Source organism: Micromonospora halophytica, assembly GCF_900090245.1.
Classification (GTDB): domain Bacteria; phylum Actinomycetota; class Actinomycetes; order Mycobacteriales; family Micromonosporaceae; genus Micromonospora; species Micromonospora halophytica.
On the sequence record NZ_FMDN01000006.1, the window covers coordinates 256,285 to 277,375 of the forward strand.

Annotated in this window: 25 protein-coding genes and 1 riboswitch; of the genes, 11 read left to right on the plus strand and 14 right to left on the minus strand. The window is 73.0% G+C overall.

Annotated features, from left to right (window positions below; all coding sequences use genetic code 11):
- Nucleotides 1-55: 55 nt before the first annotated feature.
- Genes GA0070560_RS11975 through rfbB form a run of 6 tightly spaced genes read right to left on the minus strand, consistent with a single transcriptional unit; the run spans nt 56 to nt 5,350 of the window.
- Entirely contained in the window at nt 56-1,084 is a 1,029-nt protein-coding gene (locus tag GA0070560_RS11975) for a glycosyltransferase family 2 protein (protein WP_091294872.1), read from the minus strand.
- Nucleotides 1,081-2,388, minus strand: coding sequence for a lipopolysaccharide biosynthesis protein (locus GA0070560_RS11980; protein ID WP_245675476.1), 1,308 nt, complete (start codon nt 2,386-2,388; stop codon nt 1,081-1,083). The genes GA0070560_RS11975 and GA0070560_RS11980 overlap by 4 nt, the downstream gene beginning before the upstream one ends.
- The gene (locus tag GA0070560_RS11985) at nt 2,388-3,089 is read right to left on the minus strand and encodes a glycosyltransferase family 2 protein (RefSeq protein ID WP_091294874.1); all 702 of its coding nucleotides are present in this window, start codon (nt 3,087-3,089) and stop codon (nt 2,388-2,390) included. The genes GA0070560_RS11980 and GA0070560_RS11985 overlap by 1 nt, the downstream gene beginning before the upstream one ends.
- A complete protein-coding gene (locus tag GA0070560_RS11990) occupies nt 3,082-3,468 on the minus strand; it encodes a DUF2304 domain-containing protein (RefSeq protein ID WP_091294877.1) in 387 nt (128 codons plus the stop codon). Before GA0070560_RS11990 ends, GA0070560_RS11985 begins: the two co-directional genes overlap by 8 nt.
- Nucleotides 3,465-4,352, minus strand: coding sequence for a dTDP-4-dehydrorhamnose reductase (rfbD, locus tag GA0070560_RS11995; RefSeq protein WP_091294879.1), 888 nt, complete (start codon nt 4,350-4,352; stop codon nt 3,465-3,467). The genes GA0070560_RS11990 and rfbD overlap by 4 nt, the downstream gene beginning before the upstream one ends.
- On the minus strand, nt 4,349-5,350 hold the full coding sequence (gene rfbB / locus GA0070560_RS12000; RefSeq protein WP_091294881.1) for a dTDP-glucose 4,6-dehydratase: 1,002 nt from the start codon (nt 5,348-5,350) through the stop codon (nt 4,349-4,351). The genes rfbD and rfbB overlap by 4 nt, the downstream gene beginning before the upstream one ends.
- An 88-nt stretch (nt 5,351-5,438) precedes the next feature.
- On the opposite strand from rfbB, the gene rfbA reads away from it, so the two are divergent.
- The 4 genes from rfbA (at nt 5,439) to GA0070560_RS12020 (ending at nt 8,631) form a co-directional block, all read left to right on the plus strand.
- Nucleotides 5,439-6,323, plus strand: coding sequence for a glucose-1-phosphate thymidylyltransferase RfbA (rfbA, locus tag GA0070560_RS12005; RefSeq protein ID WP_091294885.1), 885 nt, complete (start codon nt 5,439-5,441; stop codon nt 6,321-6,323).
- Nucleotides 6,320-6,943 carry a dTDP-4-dehydrorhamnose 3,5-epimerase family protein gene (locus GA0070560_RS12010; protein WP_091294888.1) on the plus strand — a complete coding sequence of 208 codons (624 nt, stop codon included), beginning with the start codon at nt 6,320-6,322 and terminating at the stop codon, nt 6,941-6,943. The genes rfbA and GA0070560_RS12010 overlap by 4 nt, the downstream gene beginning before the upstream one ends.
- A 68-nt stretch (nt 6,944-7,011) precedes the next feature.
- Nucleotides 7,012-8,370: a Pup--protein ligase gene (gene pafA, locus GA0070560_RS12015; protein WP_091294892.1), complete on the plus strand. Its 1,359-nt coding sequence runs from the start codon at nt 7,012-7,014 to the stop codon at nt 8,368-8,370.
- A gap of 63 nt (nt 8,371-8,433) precedes the next feature.
- Complete coding sequence (locus GA0070560_RS12020) at nt 8,434-8,631, plus strand: hypothetical protein (RefSeq protein WP_088979720.1); 198 nt, start codon at nt 8,434-8,436, stop codon at nt 8,629-8,631.
- 64 nt (nt 8,632-8,695) lie between these two features.
- Here GA0070560_RS12020 and GA0070560_RS12025 read toward each other — a convergent pair whose 3' ends face one another.
- The gene (locus GA0070560_RS12025) at nt 8,696-9,781 is read right to left on the minus strand and encodes a DUF3866 family protein (protein WP_091294894.1); all 1,086 of its coding nucleotides are present in this window, start codon (nt 9,779-9,781) and stop codon (nt 8,696-8,698) included.
- A gap of 193 nt (nt 9,782-9,974) precedes the next feature.
- Between GA0070560_RS12025 and GA0070560_RS12030 the strand changes: the two genes are divergently transcribed.
- The 5 genes from GA0070560_RS12030 to tatC all read left to right on the plus strand — a co-directional run bounded on the left by GA0070560_RS12030 (nt 9,975) and on the right by tatC (nt 13,766).
- On the plus strand, nt 9,975-10,973 hold the full coding sequence (locus tag GA0070560_RS12030; RefSeq protein WP_091294897.1) for a helix-turn-helix transcriptional regulator: 999 nt from the start codon (nt 9,975-9,977) through the stop codon (nt 10,971-10,973).
- Entirely contained in the window at nt 10,970-11,989 is a 1,020-nt protein-coding gene (locus GA0070560_RS12035; protein ID WP_091294900.1) for a helix-turn-helix transcriptional regulator, read from the plus strand. Before GA0070560_RS12030 ends, GA0070560_RS12035 begins: the two co-directional genes overlap by 4 nt.
- 10 nt (nt 11,990-11,999) lie before the next feature.
- Nucleotides 12,000-12,248 (plus strand): hypothetical protein, encoded by a 249-nt coding sequence (locus GA0070560_RS12040; protein WP_091294903.1) that lies wholly within the window; start codon nt 12,000-12,002, stop codon nt 12,246-12,248.
- A 213-nt stretch (nt 12,249-12,461) separates the two neighbouring features.
- Nucleotides 12,462-12,794, plus strand: a complete 333-nt coding sequence (gene tatA / locus GA0070560_RS12045; protein ID WP_091294906.1) for a Sec-independent protein translocase subunit TatA — start codon at nt 12,462-12,464, stop codon at nt 12,792-12,794.
- Nucleotides 12,795-12,812: 18 nt separating this feature from the next.
- On the plus strand, nt 12,813-13,766 hold the full coding sequence (gene tatC / locus GA0070560_RS12050) for a twin-arginine translocase subunit TatC (protein WP_091294908.1): 954 nt from the start codon (nt 12,813-12,815) through the stop codon (nt 13,764-13,766).
- Between the two features lie 193 nt (nt 13,767-13,959).
- On the opposite strand, the gene GA0070560_RS12055 is transcribed toward tatC, so the two are convergent.
- The 7 genes from GA0070560_RS12055 to GA0070560_RS12080 form a co-directional block, all read right to left on the minus strand.
- Nucleotides 13,960-14,532, minus strand: a complete 573-nt coding sequence (locus tag GA0070560_RS12055) for an ATP-dependent endonuclease (protein WP_245675477.1) — start codon at nt 14,530-14,532, stop codon at nt 13,960-13,962.
- 207 nt (nt 14,533-14,739) lie between these two features.
- Entirely contained in the window at nt 14,740-15,384 is a 645-nt protein-coding gene (locus tag GA0070560_RS12060; protein ID WP_091294911.1) for a DUF2278 family protein, read from the minus strand.
- Nucleotides 15,385-15,423: 39 nt separating this feature from the next.
- Nucleotides 15,424-16,170 (minus strand): amino acid ABC transporter ATP-binding protein, encoded by a 747-nt coding sequence (locus tag GA0070560_RS12065; protein WP_091294915.1) that lies wholly within the window; start codon nt 16,168-16,170, stop codon nt 15,424-15,426.
- Nucleotides 16,167-16,967 carry an amino acid ABC transporter permease gene (locus GA0070560_RS12070; RefSeq protein WP_091294918.1) on the minus strand — a complete coding sequence of 267 codons (801 nt, stop codon included), beginning with the start codon at nt 16,965-16,967 and terminating at the stop codon, nt 16,167-16,169. Before GA0070560_RS12070 ends, GA0070560_RS12065 begins: the two co-directional genes overlap by 4 nt.
- A 42-nt stretch (nt 16,968-17,009) precedes the next feature.
- Entirely contained in the window at nt 17,010-17,867 is an 858-nt protein-coding gene (locus GA0070560_RS12075) for an ABC transporter substrate-binding protein (RefSeq protein WP_091294921.1), read from the minus strand.
- 103 nt (nt 17,868-17,970) lie between these two features.
- Nucleotides 17,971-18,111, minus strand: coding sequence for a hypothetical protein (locus GA0070560_RS28685; protein ID WP_170839373.1), 141 nt, complete (start codon nt 18,109-18,111; stop codon nt 17,971-17,973).
- A gap of 32 nt (nt 18,112-18,143) precedes the next feature.
- A riboswitch (SAM riboswitch) is annotated at nt 18,144-18,255 on the minus strand.
- A 405-nt stretch (nt 18,256-18,660) separates the two neighbouring features.
- Nucleotides 18,661-19,671, minus strand: coding sequence for a sigma-70 family RNA polymerase sigma factor (locus GA0070560_RS12080; protein ID WP_091295068.1), 1,011 nt, complete (start codon nt 19,669-19,671; stop codon nt 18,661-18,663).
- A gap of 108 nt (nt 19,672-19,779) precedes the next feature.
- Here GA0070560_RS12080 and GA0070560_RS12085 point away from each other — a divergent pair, with 108 nt between their 5' ends.
- The gene (locus GA0070560_RS12085; RefSeq protein WP_091294925.1) at nt 19,780-20,409 is read left to right on the plus strand and encodes a maleylpyruvate isomerase family mycothiol-dependent enzyme; all 630 of its coding nucleotides are present in this window, start codon (nt 19,780-19,782) and stop codon (nt 20,407-20,409) included.
- Nucleotides 20,410-20,554: 145 nt separating this feature from the next.
- Nucleotides 20,555-21,091, plus strand: coding sequence for an RNA 2'-phosphotransferase (locus tag GA0070560_RS12090; RefSeq protein ID WP_091294928.1), 537 nt, complete (start codon nt 20,555-20,557; stop codon nt 21,089-21,091).

Sequence of the window (21,091 nt, forward strand, 5' to 3'; positions counted from 1 at the left end):
GGGATACGCCGAACGGCCGCCCGGATCCTGCCGGGGCGGCCGTTCGCGGAGACGGTCAGCGCTTGCGCAGCAGCGGCCGGGCCAGGGCCCAGTAGCCGGCGGCGACGGCGTTGAAGACGCCCATACCGGGTGGCGAGTCGACGTTCGACGGGGCGACCGTGGCGGTCATCCGCTCGGCGATGATCCCGTCGGGCACGGTCCGCTCGGCCTGCAGTTGCCGGCGGCGGGCGCGCAGCCAGGCCCGGTTGGTCCAGAGCCAGCCCCAGCCCCTGAACTTCTGCCGGGACCAGCCGCCGGCGAGGGAGGCGGCGAGCATGGCCACCTCGGTGAGCAGCAGGACGGGCGCGAGCACGACCAGGGTGCGGGTCTCGTACGCGGTGAGCAGGGTGACCAGCCGGTTGCGTTCGACCAGGTACAGCTTCAGGGCGTTGCGGGAGAACTCGTAGTGGTGCCGCACGACGGCGTCCGGGACGTACTCCAGCCGCAGGTTGCGCTGCCAGAGCCGCAGGCTGAGCTCGGTGTCCTCGTGGTAGGCGAAGTACTCGGCGGCGAAGCCGTCCAGCTCCCGCCAGAGCGCCCGGTTGATCACGAAGCAGCAGCCGCTGAGCGACGGGACCGTGGTGCGTACGGCGTGGGCGCTGGCCGGCTCGCCGTTGCCGCCGGCCCAGGAGAGGCCGGTGAAGTGCAGCGGGTTGCCGGAGGTGTTGATCAGCTCGGGGTTGTCGGCGAGCCGGATGGAGGCCATCGCGGCGCCGACGCCCGGTTCGCCGGCCACGGCGACGACCTTGGCCAGCGCGTCGGGGGCGACGACGGCGTCGGAGTTGACGAACGCCAGCCACTCGCCGGTCGCCTCGGCGGCGCCGACCCGGCAGCCACCGGAGTAGCCGGTGTTCTCCTCGGGGCGGATCACCCGGACGCCGGGGAAGCCCTTGACGATGTCGATGCCGTCGCCGGTGCAGCCGTTGTCGACCACGATCAGCTCGATCTCGACGTCGGCGCTGTCCAGTACGGCGCGGGCGGCGTCGACCAGGTACGGCTCGGCGCCGTAGGCCAGCATCACCGCGGAGACCTGCGGGCGGGTCATCGGATGCCTCCGGAAGCTCCGGTCGCCACGGCCTCGTCGAGGGGCCGGGTCGGGGTGGGGTGGGGTGGGGTGCCGCGGCGCAGCAGCAGCGCCATGGTGGCGGCCACCACGACGGAACCGACGGCGTAGGCCAGCTCGACGCGGAGCGCGATCGACATCGGGGCGAGCGTCACGGCGAGCAGGGCGGCCACGCCGATCGTCCAGGCGACGGCCTGGGCCCGGTGCCGGTCGAGGGCCAGCAGGCCCTGGCCGAGCACCATCGCCCACAGGTAGGCGAGGGTGGCCCCGGCCAACCAGGCGAAGTCGCCATGGCCGAGCACGTCGGAGGCGTCGAAGAGGGCACCGACCAGCCAGGGGCCGAGGGCGACGGCACCGACCGCGCCGAGCACGCCGAGGGCGGTGACGATGCCGAGCGCCCGCCGCAGCAGGTTGTGGAACCCGCCGAGGTCGCCGGTGCTGGCCGAGGTGGCCAGGCCGGGCAGCAGGGACGCCTGCAGGGAGGCGAAGACGAACAGTGGGATGCGGACCAGCACCAGCGCGGAGAGCAGCGCCCCGGCGGTGGCGACGTCGGAGGGGTCGAGCAGCCGGACGTTGATCACGCCGATGTTGACCACGACCTGGGAGAGCAGGCTGGAGACGGTGAGCAGGCCGAGCCCTCGCAGCAGGGCGCCCCAGGCCACCGGTACGCCGCCACCGACGGCGCGCAGCACCGGCGGCAGGGTGAGCAGGACGCCGACCAGCGGGGCGATCACCAGGACCAGCCCGTACCAGAGGGGCGAGGTGACGCCGGTGAGCCCGAGCAGGGCGACCATGGCGATGCGCAGGCCGCCGTCCACGCCGAGTTGTCCGCCGTACCAGCCGAAGAGCTGCAGGCCGGAGAGGACGCCCCGGGTGGTGTAGGCCACCGCCATGGCGGCGAGCGAGCCGATGAGCACCCAGACCATCGCGGCGTCGCCGGCGAAGAGCCGGTCGGCGAGCAGGTCGTGGCCGGCGAGCAGGACCACCACCATGAGCGCGAGCGCACCGGCGGCGAGGGCGGTGCCGCGGGTCAGCACCGGCCCCGGGGGCAGCCCCTGGCTGCGGCGGGTGGCGACGACCCGGGCGATCTCCTGTTCGACGGGGAGGAACACGCCGATGCCGAGGGTGAAGACGATCGACCAGAGTACCGACAGGGAGGAGTAGTCGGCCCCGGTGAGGCTGTGCCCGGCGACCGCGAGGTGGACGTAGGAGGCCAGCCCGAGCAGCGCCAGCCCGGCACCCACCGCGAGGGTGCCGGGCGGGACGAGGTTCAGCAGGCGCCGCATCACCGGCGGATGAGCGCGAGCGTCAGTACGGCGAAGGCGCGGCCCAGGTAGATCATGGCCTTGGCGGGGGAGTGGCTGGGGGTGCCGGCCATCCGCTTGCGCATGGCGACCGGAACCTGGCGGATCGTGTAGCCGCGTCGGGCGGTGTGCACCAGCGTCTCGACGGTGTCACCGAGGTACTCGGCCGGGTACCAGCCGGCGAACATTTCGATGACTCGCCGGTTGGCGGCCCGGAAGCCGGAGGTGGTGTCGGTGAGCTTCGTCTTCGCGACCCTGGACAGCACCAGGGACAGCATGACCATCGCCCAGCGGCGGGGGCCGCGGACGCTGTAGTCGCCCTCGCCGGCGAACCGGGCGCCGATGACCAGGTCGACCTCGTCGAGCTGGTCGACCAGCTTCGGCACGTAGCGCGGGTCGTGCTGGCCGTCGGCGTCGATCTGGATGGCGACGTCGTAGCCGTTGTCCCGGGCGTACCGGTAGCCGAGCCGCATGGCCCCGCCGACGCCGAGGTTGTACGGCAGCTTCGCGACCCGGGCGCCGGCGGCGGCGGCCACGGCGGCGGTGCGGTCGGTGGAGCCGTCGTCGACGACCAGCACGTCGACGCCGGGCAGTTCGCCGCGGACCTCGCCGACGACGTCGGCGATGGAGCCGGACTCGTTGAGCGCGGGGATGATGATCAGTACGCGCTTGCCGTTAACCATCGTGGGACACCAGTTCGTTTCGGGCTGATTCGGTCCGGGCCGCCCGTTCCGCCTCCACCTCGGCGCGGAGCAGGGCGAAGTCCTCGGCCAGGGTGCGGGTCTCCTCCTCCAGGGCGCTGACCTCCCAGCTCAGGTGCACGCACACCAGCAGCAGGAAGACGATGCCGAGGAAGAGCACGAGGCTGACACCGGAGGCGACGCCGAGCGTGCCGGCCACGTTGTCCAGCAGCCGGGGGAACAGCGACAGCGGGACGACGATCAGCAGGACGGCGAGCCAGAGCATGCCGTACTTCTCGCGCAGTTGCCGACGACGCAGCAGCTCGACGATGGTGACGAGCAGGATCAGACCGGTCAGGCCGGTGACCAGGGTGAGCTTCATGCGTCCTTCCACGGGGCGGGTGGAGTGGGGGAGGCGAAGGCGTCGGACAGCGTGTCGTGCCAGTCCGGCAGCGGCGGCAGACCTGCCACCGCCCAGCGGTCGTGCCCTAGCACACTGTACGCCGGTCGGGGGGCCGGACGCGGATACCGGTCGCTGGTGGTGGGGCGGATCCGCTGCGGGTCGAGCCCGGCGAGGGCGAACGTGGCGCGGGCCAACCCGTACCAGGTGGTGCGGCCGGAGCAGGTGCCGTGGTAGATCCCGGCGGGGGCCCGTCCGGCCAGCGCCGCGTCGGCGAGCGCCACCAGTCGGGTGGCCAGGGCGTACGACCAGGTGGGCTGGCCCTGCTGGTCGTCGACCACGTCGAGGTGCTCACGCTGGCCGGCCAGGCGCAGCATGGTGGCCACGAAGTTCGGGCCGTGCGTGCCGTAGAGCCACGCGGTCCGTACCACGTAGCCGGTTTCGGGGAGAAATCGGACGACGACCCGCTCCCCGGCCAGCTTGCTGCGGCCGTACGCGTTGATCGGGTCGGTCGGCGCGTCCTCGGCGTACGGGGCGTCGGCGTTGCCGGGGAAGACGTAGTCGGTGGAGACGTGGACCAGGCGGGCCCCGGTGTCGGCGCAGGCCCGGGCGAGGTGCGCCACGCCGTCGCCGTTGACCGCGGTGGCGGCGGCCTCGGCCCGCTCCGCGCCGTCGACGTCGGTCCAGGCGGCGGTGTTGAACACCACGTCGTGCCCGGCGACGGCGGCGCGGACCGCCCCGGCGTCGGTGACGTCCAGCTCGGCGCGGGTGGCGGCGCTCACCGTCAGGTCGGAACGGCTGCCCAGCACGGCCAGCAGGTCCTGCCCGAGCATGCCGCCCGCGCCGGTGACGAGGACGCGCGTCATGCGGTCTTGGCCGCCTTCAGCGGCTCCCACCAGGCCCGGTTGTCGCGGTACCACCGCACCGTCTCGGCGAGGCCCCGGTCCAGGTCGATGCTCGGGGCGTACCCCAGCTCCGCATTGATCTTGCCGATGTCCAGCGAGTAGCGGCGGTCGTGACCCTTGCGGTCGGCGACCGGGACGACCCGGTCCCAGTCGGCGCCGCAGGCGTCCAGCAGCCGGCCGGTGAGCTCCTTGTTGGTCAGCTCGGTGCCGCCGCCGATGTTGTAGATCTCGCCGGCGCGGCCCTTCTGCTGCGCCAGGGCGATGCCCCGGCAGTGGTCGTGCACGTGCAGCCAGTCCCGGACGTTGCCGCCGTCGCCGTAGAGCGGGACGGTGCCGCCGTCGAGCAGGTTGGTCACGAACAGCGGGATGACCTTCTCCGGGAACTGGTAGGGCCCGTAGTTGTTGGAGCAGCGGGTGACCACCACGTCCATGCCGTGGGTGCGGTGGTACGCCAGGGCGAGCAGGTCCGAGCCGGCCTTCGAGGCCGAGTACGGAGAGTTCGGCGACAGCGGCCAGGTCTCCGTCCAGGAACCGGAGTCGATCGAGCCGTACACCTCGTCGGTGGAGACGTGCACGAACCGGCCGGTGCCGTGCCGCAGGGCGGCGTCGAGCAGCGTCTGGGTGCCCAGCACGTTGGTGGTGACGAACGGCGCGGCGCCGGCGATCGAGCGGTCGACGTGTGATTCGGCGGCGAAGTGCACGATCACGTCGTGGCCGGCGACGACCTCGTCGACCAGCGCCGGGTCGCAGATGTCGCCCTGCACGAAGCGCAGCCGTGGATCCTCACGGACGGGGGTGAGGTTGTCCAGGTTGCCGGAATAGGTCAGCTTGTCCAGCACGGTCACCGCGGCCGGTTCGACGGCGGGCACGCCGGACGCGTCGCCGCCGGGCACGCCCAGCAGCATCCGTACGTACTCCGACCCGATGAATCCGGCTCCGCCGGTGACGAGAATCCTCACGGGTCCGGAAGTCTACGCGAATCCGCAGGAGAGCCGGGGGACGGCGACCCCGGTGTCCGGTTCACACCGGTGCAGGTAGTCTCGCCGGGTGCGCGGAATCCTTCTCGCTGGTGGCACCGGGTCCCGGCTCTGGCCGATCACCCGGGCGGTCTCCAAGCAGCTGATGCCGATCTTCGACAAGCCGATGGTCTACTACCCGCTGTCGACGCTGGTGATGTCCGGTGTGCGCGAGATCCTGGTGATCACCACGCCGGAGGACCAGGCCCAGTTCCAGCGGCTGCTCGGTGACGGCAGCCAGTGGGGCCTGCGGCTGGAGTACGTCACGCAGGCCCGCCCGGAGGGCATCGCGCAGGCGTTCGTGCTGGGCGCGGACTTCATCGGCGACGAGTCGGTGGCGCTGATCCTGGGCGACAACATCTTCCACGGCGCCGGCCTGGGCCGGCAGTTGGCCGCCGGCGGCGATCCGGTCGGCGGTCGGGTGTTCGCGTACCCGGTGGCCAACCCGGAGGCGTACGGCGTGGTCGACTTCGACGCCGACGGCCGGGTGCTCTCGATCGAGGAGAAGCCGGAGAAGCCGAAGTCCCGCTACGCCGTGCCGGGGCTGTACTTCTACGACAACCGGGTGGTCGGGATCGCCCGTGACCTCAAGCCCAGCGCCCGGGGCGAGCTGGAGATCACCGCGGTGAACGAGGCGTACCGGGTGGCCGGCGAGCTGTCGGTGAGTGTGCTGGACCGGGGCACCGCCTGGCTGGACACCGGCACGTTCACCTCGATGATGCAGGCCGGCGAGTTCGTCCGGGTGATCGAGGAGCGCCAGGGCATGAAGATCGGCTGCGTCGAGGAGATCTGCTGGCGGGCCGGCCTGATCGACGACGACCGGCTCCGCGAGCTGGCCGAGCCGTTGACCAAGAGCGGCTACGGCGACTACCTGCTCGGCCTGCTGGCCGAGAAGAACGAGGCGGCGGGGCGATGAAGATGCGTGAGCTGGGCATCGAGGGCGCCTGGGAGATCACCCCGCAGCAGCACGGCGACCCGCGCGGGCTGTTCATGGAGTGGTACCGCTTCGATCACCTCGCCGAGACGGTCGGGCACCCGCTGCGTCTGGCGCAGGGCAACCTGTCGGTCTCGGCCCGGGGTGTGGTGCGCGGCATCCACTTCGCCGACGTGCCGCCCGGGCAGGCGAAGTACATCACCTGCGTGCGGGGCGCGGTGCTCGACGTGGTGGTGGACCTGCGGGTCGGCTCGCCCACGTTCGGCCACTGGGACAGCGTCCGGCTCGACGACGTCGACCGGCGGGCGGTGTACCTCAGCGAGGGGCTGGGGCACGGCTTCTGCGCGCTGACCGACGACGCGACACTGAACTACCTCTGCTCGACCACCTACAACCCGACCGGCGAGCACGGGGTGCACCCGCTCGATGCGGAGCTGGCCATCGAGTGGCCGGCCGAGTTCCCGCAGCTGTCCGCCCGGGACGCCGACGCGCCGACGCTGGCGCAGGCGCGTGAGGCCGGCCTGCTGCCGGACTACCAGACCTGCCGGACGTTCGTGGCGAGTCTGGGCACGGACGGTTTGTCATACTCGGACGGGATTTGATCGACCGGAGCGCACGACCTGTGCTGTGACCGTGACGATCGGGGCCCCCGGGCGGCTAATGTCACATCATGGAGCGGCGAATCTTCGGCCTTGAGACCGAGTACGGCGTCACCTGTACCTACCGTGGGCAGCGTCGGCTGTCCCCTGACGAGGTCGCCCGGTACCTCTTCCGCCGCGTCGTGTCGTGGGGCCGGTCGAGCAACGTGTTCCTGCGCAACGGGGCCCGGCTCTACCTGGACGTGGGCTCGCACCCCGAGTACGCCACCCCCGAGTGCGACTCGGTCACCGACCTGGTCGCCCACGACCGCGCGGGTGAACGGATCCTGGAGGGTCTGCTCATCGACGCCGAGAAGCGGCTGCACGACGAGGGCATCGCCGGGGAGATCTACCTGTTCAAGAACAACACCGACTCGGCCGGCAACTCGTACGGCTGCCACGAGAACTACCTGGTCTCCCGGCACGGGGAGTTCGGCCGGCTCGCCGACGTGCTCATCCCGTTCCTGGTCACCCGGCAGTTGATCTGCGGCGCGGGCAAGGTGCTGCAGACCCCGCGCGGGGCGGTCTACTGCCTGTCCCAGCGGGCGGAGCACATCTGGGAGGGCGTCTCCTCGGCGACCACCCGCAGCCGCCCGATCATCAACACCCGCGACGAGCCGCACGCCGACGCCGAGCGGTACCGGCGGCTGCACGTCATCGTCGGCGACTCGAACATGAACGAGGTCACCACGCTGCTCAAGGTGGGCAGCGCCGACATCGTGCTGCGGATGATCGAGTCAGGGGTGGTGATGCGCGACCTGACCCTGGAGAACCCGATCCGGGCGATCCGCGAGGTGTCGCACGACATCACCGGGCGGCGCAAGGTCCGGCTCGCCTCCGGCAAGGAGGTCAGCGCCCTGGAGATCCAGCAGGAGTACCTGGCGAAGGCGACCGAGTTCGTCGAGCGCCGGGGCGGCGACCAGACCGCCAAGCGGGTGGTGGAGCTCTGGGGCCGGGTGCTGCGCGCGGTCGAGACCGGTGACCTGGACCCGGTGGCCCGGGAGATCGACTGGGTGAGCAAGCTGCGGCTCATCGAGCGTTACCAGCGCAAGCACGACCTGCCGCTGTCGCACCCCCGGGTCGCCCAGATGGACCTGGCCTACCACGACCTGCGGCGCGGCCGGGGCCTGTACGGGTTGCTGGAGCGGCGCGGCCAGGTCGACCGGGTCGCCACCGACCCGGAGATCTTCGAGGCGAAGGAGACCCCGCCGCAGACCACCCGGGCCCGGCTGCGTGGCGAGTTCATCCGGCACGCCCAGGAGAAGCGGCGCGACTTCACCGTCGACTGGGTGCACCTGAAGCTCAACGACCAGGCCCAGCGCACCGTGCTCTGCAAGGACCCGTTCCGGGCGTACGACGAGCGGGTCGAGCGGCTGATCGCCAGCATGTGAGACGCCGGCGGCGGCCGGTGCGCGGCGCACCGGCCGCCGCCGCACCGGTACGCTGGCGTCGCGATGATGACCTCCGACCCGGCCGACCGCGAGCGCGGCGGCACCGAGAAGCTGAACTGGATCGAGCGCCGCCGCGAGAAGATCCGCGCCGAAGTCGAGCGTAACCGCCGGGGCGAGTACACCGTGCCGACCTGGGTGCTCGCGGTCGCGTTGATCGCCATCGTCGGCGGCTGGCTGGCGCTGATCTTCCTGCTCGGCTGAGTCGGGGGCACATCGCGGCCCACGGCTACGGCGCGTGCCGGGTCCATCGGGCCCGGGTCAGGGCTCAGTGGGCGAGCCGCGCCGCGTGTCGTCCGGCCGCCGCCGCGGCGAGGAAGTAGGCGTGGTCGGCGTCCAGGCCCCGGCCCATCGTCGACAGCGTCACCGGCAGGGCGCGCAGCGCCGCGTCCAGGCCGTCGGTGGGCACCCGGACGAGCGTGTGTCGCCCCGCGAGGGGCGCCAGCGCCGCGTCCACCTCGGCGGCCAGTGCCACGTCCAGGCCGGTGGGCACCACCAGCTCCGCCGGGGCGAGGGCCACCCGGCCGTACGCGGTGAGGCTGTGGTGCGACACGCCCCGGTGCCGGGGGCGCGGGTCGGCGTCGGAGATCCGCAGCGAGCCGACCGGTCGCCCGCCCAGCGTGGCGACCGCGTTGACCGCCTCGCCCACACCGACGCCGGAGAAGCCCCAGCGGGTGCCGGTGCCCAGGTTGCCGGGTCCCTGGGCGACGATCGCGACGTCGGCGCGGAGCACGTGCCGGGCGGCGAGCAGGCCGCTGTGCACGGTGGTGGCCTCCAGGTCGCCGCCGAACGCCTGGCCGACGCTGACCGTGCCGACGAGCCGGTCGCGCAGCCCGTCGAGGGTGCGGGAGAACCAGGCCGGCAGCGCCCCACCGTCGGTGAGCAGGTACGCCACCCGCGCCTGCGGCGCGTCGGCGTGCACGCCCGCCACGATCGCCGGCAGTGCCGAGTGCAGGTCGGCGGTGACCACCGGCAGGCCGTCCAGACTGTCCACGCCGGCCAGCAGTTCGTGGTGCGGGGACGCCTCCTCGTCCACTCCGAGCATGATCGCCTGCAACGGGGTGTAGCGGGCCTTGACCAGGTGCCCGGCGTCGCGGGTGTCGCCGGCCTGCGGCGGGTCCGGCGGGAGCCGGTCGGGCAGCGCCACGACCAGGGCGTAGCCGCCGGTGCCGAGCCCCATCAGCAGGGCTCCCGCGTTGAGCAGCACCCGGTCGCCGGGCTGCGGGTCGCCGACCAGCGCGGGGTAGGCCAGGGCGCGCATGCCGCCCCCGTCGGGCAGGTCGACGTCGAGTTCCACGGCGCCGGCCCACCGTCGCCGTACCGCCGCCACCGTCCCGGACCGCCATCGCACCATGCCCGGCACGCTATCGGCGCGACGGTCGCCGCCCACGTCCGGGGCCGCTCCCGGTCCTGACCTCGACTTCCAACCTGGGGCTCACCCTGGGTCCATCCGGTTGACACGGTCCGGCACCGTCGGGTGGTGTCGGGCGGCACGACGCGCCCGCGCGGGTGCACGGGTCGCCCGCGCGGGCTGCTAGCGTTCACCCGTGTCGCGGAACCGCACCGAACGCCTGGTCAACCTGGTGATCTGTCTCCTGTCCACACGACGGTTCCTGACCGCCGCGCAGATCGCCGCGACCGTGCCCGGCTACGAGCACGATCCGGACGACCCCAAGGAGCACGAGGCCTTCCAGCGCAAGTTCGAGCGGGACAAGGCCGAGCTGCGGGAGCTGGGCGTCCCGCTGGAGACCGGGACGGCCAGCGTCTTCGACGCCGAGCCGGGCTACCGGATCGCCCACCGCGAGTACGCGCTGCCCGACATCCCGCTCGAACCGGACGAGGCCGCCGCGGTCGGCATCGCCGCGCGGCTCTGGCAGCACGCCGGGCTGGCCGCCGCCGCCTCCTCCGGGCTGGCCAAGCTGCGCGCCGCGGGCGTGGACGTCGACCCGCAGGCCACCCTGGGCCTGGAGCCCATGGTCACGGTCGACCCGGCGTTCGCGCCGCTGACCGCTGCCGCCCGCGACCGGCGGCAGGTCAACTTCGACTACCGGGTGCCCGACCGGGACGCCCCCACCCGCCGCCGGTTGCAGCCGTGGGGGGTGGTCTGCTGGCGTGGCCGGTGGTACGTGGTCGGCCACGACCTGGACCGTGACGCCACCCGTTGTTTCCGGCTGTCCCGGGTGGTGGGCGCCGTGCGGGTGACCGGCGAGCCGGGAGGTTACGAACCTCCGGCCGGGGTGGATCTGATCAGCCACGTCGCCCGCTGGTCCGGGCCGGTGGAGCGGACCGGCCGGGCCACCGTGCTGGCCGCCCCGGGCCGGGCCGCCGGCCTGCGTCGCTGGGCGGTGCGGACAGTGCCGGATCCCGCCGGGGACCGGCTGACCCTGCCCTACGCCGACCCGGACTTCCTCGCCGGTCAGCTCGTCGGGTACGGCCCGGACGTGCGGGTGCTGGATCCGCCGGAGGTGCGCGACGCGGTGATCCAACGGCTCAAGGAAATCGCCGCCCGGCACGAGGATCTGGCCGTGGCCGGGGGTGCCCGGTGACCCGCCCGGCCGCGAAGGGCGGCTCACGCGCCTCCGCCGACCGGCTGGCCCGGCTGCTCAACCTGGTGCCCTACCTGCTGGCCCGCCCCGGCATCGAGATCGCCGAGGCCGCCGGGGACCTGGGCGTCACCGAGCGGCAGCTGCGCGAGGACCTGGAACTGCTCTGGGTCTGCGGGCTGCCCGGGTACGGCCCCGGTGACCTGATCGACATGGCCTTCGACGGCGACCGGGTGACCATCACCTACGACGCGGGCATCGACCGGCCGCTGCGGCTCACCCCGGACGAGGCGCTCGCGCTGGTGGTGGCCCTGCGGATGCTCGCGGAGACCCCGGGGGTGGCCAACCGGGAGGCCGTCGAGCGGGCGCTCGCGAAGATCGAGAGCGCGGCCGGAGACCTGGTGGGCGCGCCGGTGGCGGTGCGGCTGCCCGGCGACACCGAGCGGGTGCGCGAGCTGAGCGCCGCCGTCGAGCGCGGCCGGGCACTGCGGATCACCTACTACACGGCGGCCCGGGACGAGACCACCGAGCGGACCATCGACCCGCTGCGGATGCTCATGGTGGCCGGCCGGGCGTACGTGGAGGCGTGGTGCCGGCGGGCGGAGGGGGTGCGGCTGTTCCGCGCCGACCGGATCGACGCGGTCGCCGAGCTCGACGAGGCGGCCGTCGTGCCGCCGCAGGCCCGCCGGCACGACCTCACCGACGGCGTGTTCCGTCCCTCGCCGGACCTGCCGCTGATCACCCTGCGGATCGGTCGGGGCGACCGGTGGATCACCGAGTACTACCCGTGCGAGCGGGTGGAGGTGGACGGCGACCACTGGCTGGTGTCGCTGCGGGTGACCGACCTGGGCTGGGCCCGCCGGTTCGTGCTCGGGCTCGGGCCGGACGTCACCGTGCTCGCCCCGGTCGAGCTGGCCGAGCAGGTCCGCGCCCAGGCCGCCGCCGCGCTGGCGGCGTACGCCACACCGGCCGGCGCGGCACCGTCGGCCGATCAGGCGGTGGGGGCCGTCACCCAGTAGGCTGACCGCCGTGGTGAAGTGGATCGTGCTCGCGGTGGTGCTGTTCGCGCTCGTCGTGCTGGCCCTGGCGGTGCGGCCGGTCATGGCGCGGCTGCCCCGGCTGCGCCGGGCGGCGGTGGCCCTGCAGCGCCGCCACGCCGACGCGGAGGCGCTGCGCGAGGCCGCCGAGGTGCTCCAGGTACGGGCGGAGGCGTTGCAGCAGCGCGCCGAGCTCGCCCAGGACCGGATCGAGCTGATCAAGGCCAAGCGCGGCAGATGATCGACTGCGGTCGGTGAATCGCGCGCGATCTGCGCGATCGACGTCCGTTTCGCGCAGCACCGAGCGCCGGTAGGTGGTTGACGGGACACTCGCAGGTGGTCAAGACTTCACCGGCCGGCCGCGTCACCAGCGGCCCGGCGGGTGGCAGCGGCCCGAGACGCACGTACGATGGGCGGCGACACACCCTTCGACACAGAGCGACTGGAGCTTCCCATGGGTGCCCTCAAGCCGTGGCACATCGCCGTACTCGTGGTTGTGCTGATCCTGCTCTTCGGCGCGAAGCGGCTCCCCGACGCGGCCCGCTCGCTGGGCCGCTCGCTGCGGATCATCAAGGCGGAGACCAAGAGCCTGCACGACGACGACAAGGACCTGGCCGAGAAGGCCGACGCGCAGGCCGGCTTCCAGCCGCTGCCGCCGCAGGCTCAGCAGCAGCAGTACGTGCAGCAGCCGTACGTCCAGCCGCAGCAGCAGTACGCCCCGCAGCAGGCTCCGCAGCAGCCGGTCGCCCCGCCGGTCGACCCGGTGCAGCGCGTCCGCGACAACTGATCGAAGGGCCCGAACACCGTGGCCTTCGCGCTCCGCAAGCGCGGCCCGAGCAACTTCGCCCGGGCCGCCGACGGGTCCATGACGCTCATAGAGCACATCCGTGAGCTGCGTAACCGCCTGTTCCGCGCCTCGCTGGCGATCCTGGTCGGCTTCGGCTTCGGCATCTGGCTCTCCGGCCCGGTGCTGCACCTGCTCCAGCAGCCGTACTGCGACCTGCCGAAGGCGCGGCTGGTCAACGGGTCGTGCAACTTCGTCCAGCTCGGCCCGGCGGACCTGTTCCTGCTCCAGTTGAAGGTCGGCCTCTGGGTCGGCCTGATCATCGCCGCGCCGGTCTGGCTCTACCAGCTCTGGGCGTTCATCGCTCCGGGCCTGCACCGGCACGAGCGGCGGTACGCGTACTTCTTCACGGCGCTGGCCGCCCCGCTCTTCGCCGCCGGCGCGGTGCTGGCGTACTTCGTCACCGCCAAGGGGCTGGAGTTCCTGCTCAACATCTCCGGCGGCGGGGACATCACCACCACACTGGACATCACCCGGTACATCTCGTTCGTCACCAACCTGATCATGCTGTTCGGGGTGGCGTTCGAGTTCCCGTTGGTCGTGCTGATGCTCAACTTCGTCGGCCTGGCCAGCGGACGGAAGCTGCTGAGCTGGTGGCGGGTGGCGGTGTTCGTGTTCTTCGCCTTCGCGGCGGTGGTCACTCCGACCCCGGACCCGTTCGGCATGACCGCTCTGGCGATCTGCCTCTCCGCGCTCTACTTCGCCGCGGTAGGCGTCGCCTTCCTCAACGACAAGCGTCGTGGGCGGGGCAAGGAGATCTATGCCGGCATCGCCGACGACGAGGTCTCGCCGTTGCAGCTCGACGACGAGCCGGTGACCGCCGCGCCGGAGCTGAGTCACTCCGGGCCGATCACCGCACCGGAGCCGGTCGCCGCGCCCGCGCCGATCGACCGCCGCTACGACGACATGACCTGACGGCGCTCGCGCCCGTCACGTCCGCCGATGCCGCTCCCGCCCAGCGGGGGCGGCATCGGCCGTTGGTGCCGACCGGCGCGGCGTGGCCCGAGCGCTGCCCGCCGAGGGCGTGACAGGTGCTGCTGTCGGCGTGCCGACCGGCGCGGCATCGTGCGAGGGCTGCCCGCCCTGGCGACAGGTGCCGCCGCCGGCGTCAGAGCCGGTCCAGCAGTTCCGCGAGCGGGCGGGGGACGCGGTCGGCGTCGAGTGATCCGGTGAGCAGGCGGGCATACTCGATCTTGCGGCCGCTGCGGGTGCCGATGAAACGCCGCAGCTGGGCGTCGGTGGGGCGGAGCCGTTGCGCGGGCTGCCGCTGGAAGCGCCGGAACGAGGCCAGCTCGCCGTGCGCCTCGACCAGCTCCAGCACCCCGACGGTGCCGTGGGCGCGGATCAGCTCCTCCTCGAGGTCGACGACGCAGACCGAGAAGCCGGCGGCCGCCAGCTCCGTGCCCAGTCCGGCGCGCGCCAGGTTACGACGGACGTGGAAGGCTTCCCCGGCGTCGCAGAGACCCGACATGCGGACGTCGAGCCCGTGCGGGCCGAACAGCTCCAGGAAGTGGCCGATGTTGGTCACGCCGCCCATCGGCACCACCCGGACCCCGTCCAGGTGCCGACCGGTCCGCTCGGCCAGCACCTCGATCGCGACCTGGTCGCTGACGCCCTCGACGAGCACCACCGCCCTGGCCGGCGTCCGGGCGGCCTCCGCCAGACCGGTCCGCAGGTCCACGGTCGCCCCCTTCGACGTCGCGGTACGCGGTTAGTGCCCACCTTCGCCGCCCGGGCGCCCGCCGGCAAGCGCATTGTCCCGACCGGAGGCCGTCGCGCCGGTTGCCGGCACCGCCTGGCCGGCGATCCCCTGCCCGGGCTCCGCCGCCGGTCGACAGCTCGGGCGGCCCGCCGGCCGTGGTGCGGAACGCCGCGCACCGCGCCGCACCTACCGCGGATGTCCCGCACCGTCGGTCTCGTACGACTGGGAGGTGAACTTCGACAGGAACACGTCGTAGCGACCGTCCGGCCGGAACACCACGGTGGCCCCGTCCTGCCAGGTCCCGTTCTCCGCCCACCACTGCGAGCCGGCCGGATCGCCCTGATTTTGGTGGATGTTGTGCATGCCCAGCCCGCGCTCGAACGGTTCGCCGAAGATCGCGGTACGGGCGCCGGGCACCAGGATCGACTCCAGTGCCGTGGCGGCCTCCAGGTGGGATCCGGCCGACCACGCCCGGGCGGCCAGCCACCGGCGTACCGGGCGGGGGAGCAGGGCGGTCAGGCAGCCGTCGGTGAGCCGGAACGCGGGATGCCGGATGTAGTCGAGCGCTCCCGAGGACGAGGTCGTCGCCAGCGGGTGGTAGCCGGTCGACAACGTGCCGAGCGTCGGGAGGAGGTCCGGAGGCAGGGTCACCAGCCGCCACTGCACCCCGGTCGCCGACTGCTTGCTGTCGACGTCCACGGCACAGCGGTAGTGGCCGGTGGGCGCCGCGACCGTCAGGTTGACGTGGAACCAGCGGCCCTGCTCGTCCGGAGGGTCGCGGTGGTGCTCGGTGAGCGTCCCGACGAGCACGCCGTAGCGGTCCAGTGGCATACCGGCATTATCGGCGCGGACCGGCGCCGATCCGGCCGGTCACAGCACCTGGGACAGGAACCGGCGCAGCCGGGGGTGCTCCGGGGCCTCGAAGATCGCGGCCGGCTCGCCGGCCTCCAGCACCACGCCGTGGTCCATGAAGGCGACGGTGTCGGCGACGGAGCGGGCGAAGCCCATCTCGTGGGTGACCACCACCATGGTCATGCCGCCGGCGGACAGGTCGGCCATCAGGGCGAGGACGCCCTTGACCAGTTCCGGGTCGAGCGCCGAGGTGGCCTCGTCGAAGAGCATGATCTGTGGTTGGAGGGCCAACGCGCGGGCGATGGCCACCCGCTGCTGCTGACCGCCGGACAGGTGCGCCGGCCGGGAGTCGGCCTTGGCGGCCAACCCCACGAGGTCCAGCTGGGCCCGGGCGAGCTGGACGGCCTCGTCCTCGGAGAGCTTCTTGAGCTTGCGCAGCGCCAGGGTGATGTTGCGCAGCACGCTCATGTGCGGGAAGAGGTTGAACTGCTGGAACACCATGCCGATCCGCTGGCGCAGCGCGTCCGGGTCGTCGCGCAGCACGCTGCGCCCGTCGAGCAGCACGTCGCCGGAGTCCGGCTCGATGAGCCGGTTGATGGTGCGCAGCAGGGTGGACTTGCCGGAGCCGGAGGGGCCGATCACGCAGGCGGTGGCGCCAAAGGCGACGTCCAGGTCGGCGCCGCGCAGCACCCGGTTGGCCCCGAAGGCCAGATGCACGTCGCGGACGCCGAGGCTGACCGAGGTGGTGGTGGCGGTGGCCGTCATCGCGGGTCCTTCCTGGTCGGGTTCGGCCGCGGCAGGGCGCTCTCGCCGGCCAGGGCTGCCGGCCCGCCGTCGTCGTCCGGGTGCACGGTCACCGTGCGGCCCTGGCGCAGCCGCCGGTCGATCCAGTTGACCGCGTGGGTCAGCGGCACGGTCAGCGCCAGGTAGAACAGGCCGGCCAACAGCAGCGCGGACTGGTTGCCGGTGTTCGCCGCGTAGTCCTGCCCGATCCGGAACAACTCTCGCTGACTGGCCAGCAGGCCGAGGAAGTAGACCAGGCTGGAGTCCTTGATCAGGGCGATCAGCTGGTTCACCCAGGCGGGCAGCACCCGGCGTACGCCCTGCGGGACGATCACCAGGCGCATCGCCTCACCCCAGGAGAAGCCGAGCGCGCGGGCCCCCTCCAGCTGTGCCACCTCCACGCTCTGGATGCCGGCGCGGAAGATCTCACCGATGTAGGCGGCGGCGATCAGCGACAGCGCCAGGATGCCCAGCGGGTACGGGTTGGGCCCCCAGATCTCCATGCCCAGCGGCGCCAGGCCGACGCCGATGAGCAGGATGGTCGCCGCGGCGGGCAGGCCGCGGAACACGTCGGTGTAGACCCGCGCCGGCCAGCGCAACCATCGGGTACGGGAGATGCCGGCGATGGCCAGCAGCATGCCCAGCAGCGAGCCGAGCAGGGCGGCGGAGACCGCCAGGATCAGCGTGTTGGGCAGCCCGACGGTCAGCATCTCGGGCAGCGCCTCGCGCATGGAGTCGGTGTCGAAGAAGGTCTCCCACAGGGTGCTCAACGGATCCATCAGCGCTTTCCTACCGCCCCGCTCGCTCGTGTGGTCGTACCGTCAGGAGGTGGCCGATGCCGACGGGACGGCGACCGTGCCGCTGCCCGGCGTGAACTCGGCCGGGATCGGCCGGCCCGGGTAGTACTGCTCCTGCAGCCGGGTCCAGGTGCCGTCGGCGATGACCTCGTCCAGGCCCTTGTTCAGGGCCTCGCGCAGCGCGTCGTTGCCCTTGGCGAAGGCGTACGCGGTGGGGGCGCGGCTGAGCTCCTTCGCCGCCACCGTGATCTTGCCGTTGCTGTCCGCGGCCGACTTCTCGCCGATCTCGGCCGGGGCGATCCAGGCGTCGGCGGTGCCGGCCTTGAGCTGGTTGATCGCCCCGTTGTAGTCGGGCACCCGGACCGGGTTCAGGCCCTTGGTGGTGGCGTAGTCGTCCTGGACGGTGCCCTGCACGACCACGACCCGCTTGCCGGCGAGCTGGTCGAAGCCGGTGATCGGGGAGCCGGCGGGTACGTCCAGGCCGAAGTAGCCGAAGTCGTAGCCGTTGCCGAAGTCGACGGTCTTCTTCCGCGCCTCGGTGATGGTGACGGAGGAGCTGCCGATGTCGAACGTGCGGTTGTTGACCTGGGACAGCAGCGCCGAGAAGTCGGTGCCGACGAACTCGACCTTCAGGCCGACCTTCGCGGCGGCGGCGACGAGCAGGTCGTTGTCGAAGCCGGTGAACGCGCCGTCCTCGAGGTACACGTTCGGCGGCGCGTCGGTGAGCGTGCCGGCGCGCAGCACGCCCGGCTGGAGCAGGCGGTACGGGTTGTCCGCGGCGGCGGCGGAGTCGTCGCCACCGCACGCGGTCAGCGTGGTGGCGGCGAGGACGGCGGCGGCACCGAGGGCGACCACCCTGGTCAGGGCGGGAAGGAGTCGCACAGTTGTCTCCGAGGATGTCGGTCGGCGTACGTGGGCACGCCGGATCACCGCCCGCCCGCCGGGCGCACCGCTTGGCGGTGGTACGAGGAAGAGGGGCCGTCGACTACGCGGACAGGCGGCGACAGCCGTCGCTGCAGACCCGCATCAGGTCGACGTGCCGTCGTTTGACCAGCGCGATGCCGGTCGCCGACGGGGCCGCGGGCGCGGCGCCGCCGACGGGCGGGGCGCACAGGTGAGCAGACATGGTTCTCCCGGGTCGGTGCTGACCTGGGGACCAGGCCACGCTTGCACCGGCGCTGCGCCGGTGCCTGGTCTTCACCCGGAGCACCCCACCGTGGAGGAGGGTTGCCGGCCAGCGAGCCGGGGCTTCGCGCTGGCGCTCATGACCTGCCGTGAAGGCTAGCAACCCGATCGGGGTGGGCGTCCAGCCGTTATGACGGCCCTCACGTCCGCTCCTTACCGCCCGGACCGTCGGGGCAGGTCGGGCCTCGCGCCGTGCCGGCCTCGGGGCGAATCCGGGCGGGCCAGCGCGGCGGAATCGGCTCGCGCGACGGCCTGCCGGGTGGTGCCAGGGTGGAGACGGCCGGCGCTACCGCCCGGCGCGGCCGGCTGCCCGGTGCACGACCCGGACAGCGTCGCCCTGCTCGGCGAGCTGTGGCAGCCGGCCGGCGACGCGCGTTGCGACCGGCGATCGTCAACCGGCGTTCCACCGAGGCCGACGTGGACCTGCTGGTCGACGTGGTCCGCGAACTCACCGCGATGGTCGTCGCCGAGAGGGGCTGAGGACGGTGCGTCAACCGGCGACGGCGCGGACAACGCGTTCCGGGAGCTGGTCCGGGACGTCACCGGCGCCCGCCCGGACGAACAGTGGCCACAGCCGGTCCACGTCGAGGTACGTGACGATTTTCCGTACCCGGCCGTCGGCCACGTCGAGCAGGACCAGGGCGAACGGCGTGTGTCGCCCGTCCGGGCCGGGACGGGTCTGCCAGAACGCCGGTGACCCGTTCGCCGCGGTGGGCACCAGCCGTGAGCCGGCGCAGGAGCTGCGCGGGTCGCGCAGCGCCTCGGCGATCCGGTCCCGCCCCCGCAGCCGCCAGGCGAACGGCGGCATCGACATGGTGGCGTCCTCGTGCAGCAGGGCGACCAGCGCGGCGACGTCGTGTCGGGCGAAGGCGTCGCAGTAGCGGGCGAGCAGGTCGCGCTGGGCCGCGTCGGTGGGGCGCAGCACGTCCCCGGCCGTCAGTTCGGCGGCGCGCAGGGTGGCCCGGGCCCGTTGCAGGGCGCTGTTCACCGCGGCGACGCTGGCGTCCAGCAGGTCGGCGACCTCCTCGGCCCGCCAGCACAGCACGTCCCGCAGGATCAGCACGGCCCGCTGCCGGGCGGGCAGCCGTTGCAGGGCGGCGACGAGCGCCAGCCGTACGGTTTCCCGGCGCAGCGCCGTCTCCTCCGGGTCGCCGTGCCTCGGCAGCACGAGGGCGTCCGGGACGGGCTGGACCCAGTGCTGCTCGGGCAGGGGCGGGCCGAGGTCCGCGCCGCCCGTCGCGGGGTCGCCGAGGTCGATTGCGCGGGCCCGGCGCTGCGGGCTGCGCAGCATGTCCAGACAGGTGTTGGTGGCGATCCGGTAGACCCAGGTGCGCAGCGAGCCGCGCCGCGCGTCGTAGCGGTCCCGGGAGCGCCAGGCGCGGGCCAGCGTCTCCTGTACGGCGTCCTCGGCCTCGAAGCCGCTGCCGAGCATCCGGTAGCAGTAACCGGTCAGCTCGGTACGCAGCGATTCCAGCCCGTCGTCCAGCGATGCCTCGCGCACCCGGTCACCATACGTGCCGTGACCGGCCACCGATGAGTTCCGGGCGGCCGCCCCGTATCCCCGTCGAGGAGCCCGCAGCGGGCTCACGAACCCGACGGGAGGTCCACGATGGGCGAGGACGAGCTTCGCGCGGCGGTGGCGGCGGAACGCAGGGAGCAGGCGGCGCTGCTGGCAGCGCTGGAACCGGAGCAGTGGGACGCGCCGACCCTCTGCGACGGCTGGCGGGTCCGGGAGGTGGTCGCCCACACCACGATGCCGTTCCGTACGTCGGTCGGACGGGTCGTGCTGGAGCTGGTGCGGGCGCGGGGCAGTGTCAACCGGATGGCCGACCGGTGCGCCCGCCGGGACGCCGGGCGGCTGTCGCCCGCGGACCTGGTCGCGGCGTTGGCAGACAACGCCGAGCACCCGTGGACGCCGCCGGGTGGCGGGTTGGCCGGCGCGCTGTCGCACGACGTGATCCACGGCCTCGACATCATCGTCGGCCTGGGAATGGACCGGCGCGTCTCGCCCGATCGGGTGGCGGCGGTGCTGGCCGGCATGTCGCCGCGCAGTATCGGGTTCTTCGGCGCCGACCTGGCCGGTGTCCAACTCCAGGCGACCGACCTGGACTGGCGTTTCGGCACCGGGACGCCGTTGCGCGGCCTCGCCCAGGACCTGCTGCTGGTGGTCTGCGGGCGCCGGCTACCGGCGGGGCGGCTGGCGGGTGCGGACGCGCACCGGTTCACCCGGCGGCCGTGACGTCCCGGCCGGGTCGGCGGGCGTCGTCGTAGCGGGCCCGGGTGGCCCGCACCTCGGTCAGGTGCGTCCGCGTCCACGGCCTTCAGCCCCGGGGGCGGGAAGAATCCGCTCGCACCCGGCTACGGGGGTACCCCACAATGCGGGAGTGGATCAACGGGCGCTGGTGCGGGTGAGCAAGCGGATGTCACTGGCGCTGCGGCACCAGCCCGGGAGGTTCGGGCTCGTCCCGGACCGGGCCGGTTGGGTCGCCGTCGACGACCTGCTCGCGGCGATGCGGATAGACCGGGCGGACCTCGACGCGGTGGTCGTCGGCAACGACAAGCAGCGCTTCGCGGTGCAGCGGGACGCCGACGGGGTCGAGCGGATCCGGGCCAGCCAGGGCCACTCCATCCCCGTCGACCTGGGCCTGGAGCCCTCGTCCCCGCCCGTGCGGCTCTACCACGGCACCGGCGCGGCGGCACTCGACTCGATCCGGGCCACCGGACTGCACCGGGGCGGGCGGCACCACGTACACCTGTCGGCGGACGTGGCGACGGCCCGGCGGGTGGGCGCTCGCCGGGGCGGCGCGGTGGTGGTGCTGACCGTGGACGCGGCGGCGATGGCCCGCGACGGGCACGTCTTCTACCGCAGCGCCAACGGGGTGTGGCTCACCGACGCGGTGCCGCCGGACTACCTGGCCTGA

Coding starts and splice junctions, on each gene's coding strand:
- GA0070560_RS12060 (WP_091294911.1), bottom strand. CDS start 15,384: ATGCCACTGGACCGCTACGGCGTGCTCGTCGGGACGCTCACCGAGCAC.
- GA0070560_RS12025 (WP_091294894.1), bottom strand. CDS start 9,781: ATGGTGCGATGGCGGTCCGGGACGGTGGCGGCGGTACGGCGACGGTGG.
- GA0070560_RS11985 (WP_091294874.1), bottom strand. CDS start 3,089: ATGGTTAACGGCAAGCGCGTACTGATCATCATCCCCGCGCTCAACGAG.
- GA0070560_RS12085 (WP_091294925.1), top strand. CDS start 19,780: ATGGGCGAGGACGAGCTTCGCGCGGCGGTGGCGGCGGAACGCAGGGAG.
- pafA (WP_091294892.1), top strand. CDS start 7,012: ATGGAGCGGCGAATCTTCGGCCTTGAGACCGAGTACGGCGTCACCTGT.
- GA0070560_RS11975 (WP_091294872.1), bottom strand. CDS start 1,084: ATGACCCGCCCGCAGGTCTCCGCGGTGATGCTGGCCTACGGCGCCGAG.
- GA0070560_RS12070 (WP_091294918.1), bottom strand. CDS start 16,967: ATGGATCCGTTGAGCACCCTGTGGGAGACCTTCTTCGACACCGACTCC.
- GA0070560_RS12020 (WP_088979720.1), top strand. CDS start 8,434: ATGATGACCTCCGACCCGGCCGACCGCGAGCGCGGCGGCACCGAGAAG.
- GA0070560_RS11980 (WP_245675476.1), bottom strand. CDS start 2,388: ATGCGGCGCCTGCTGAACCTCGTCCCGCCCGGCACCCTCGCGGTGGGT.
- GA0070560_RS11990 (WP_091294877.1), bottom strand. CDS start 3,468: ATGAAGCTCACCCTGGTCACCGGCCTGACCGGTCTGATCCTGCTCGTC.
- rfbD (WP_091294879.1), bottom strand. CDS start 4,352: ATGACGCGCGTCCTCGTCACCGGCGCGGGCGGCATGCTCGGGCAGGAC.
- GA0070560_RS12065 (WP_091294915.1), bottom strand. CDS start 16,170: ATGACGGCCACCGCCACCACCACCTCGGTCAGCCTCGGCGTCCGCGAC.
- tatA (WP_091294906.1), top strand. CDS start 12,462: ATGGGTGCCCTCAAGCCGTGGCACATCGCCGTACTCGTGGTTGTGCTG.
- GA0070560_RS28685 (WP_170839373.1), bottom strand. CDS start 18,111: ATGTCTGCTCACCTGTGCGCCCCGCCCGTCGGCGGCGCCGCGCCCGCG.
- GA0070560_RS12010 (WP_091294888.1), top strand. CDS start 6,320: ATGAAGATGCGTGAGCTGGGCATCGAGGGCGCCTGGGAGATCACCCCG.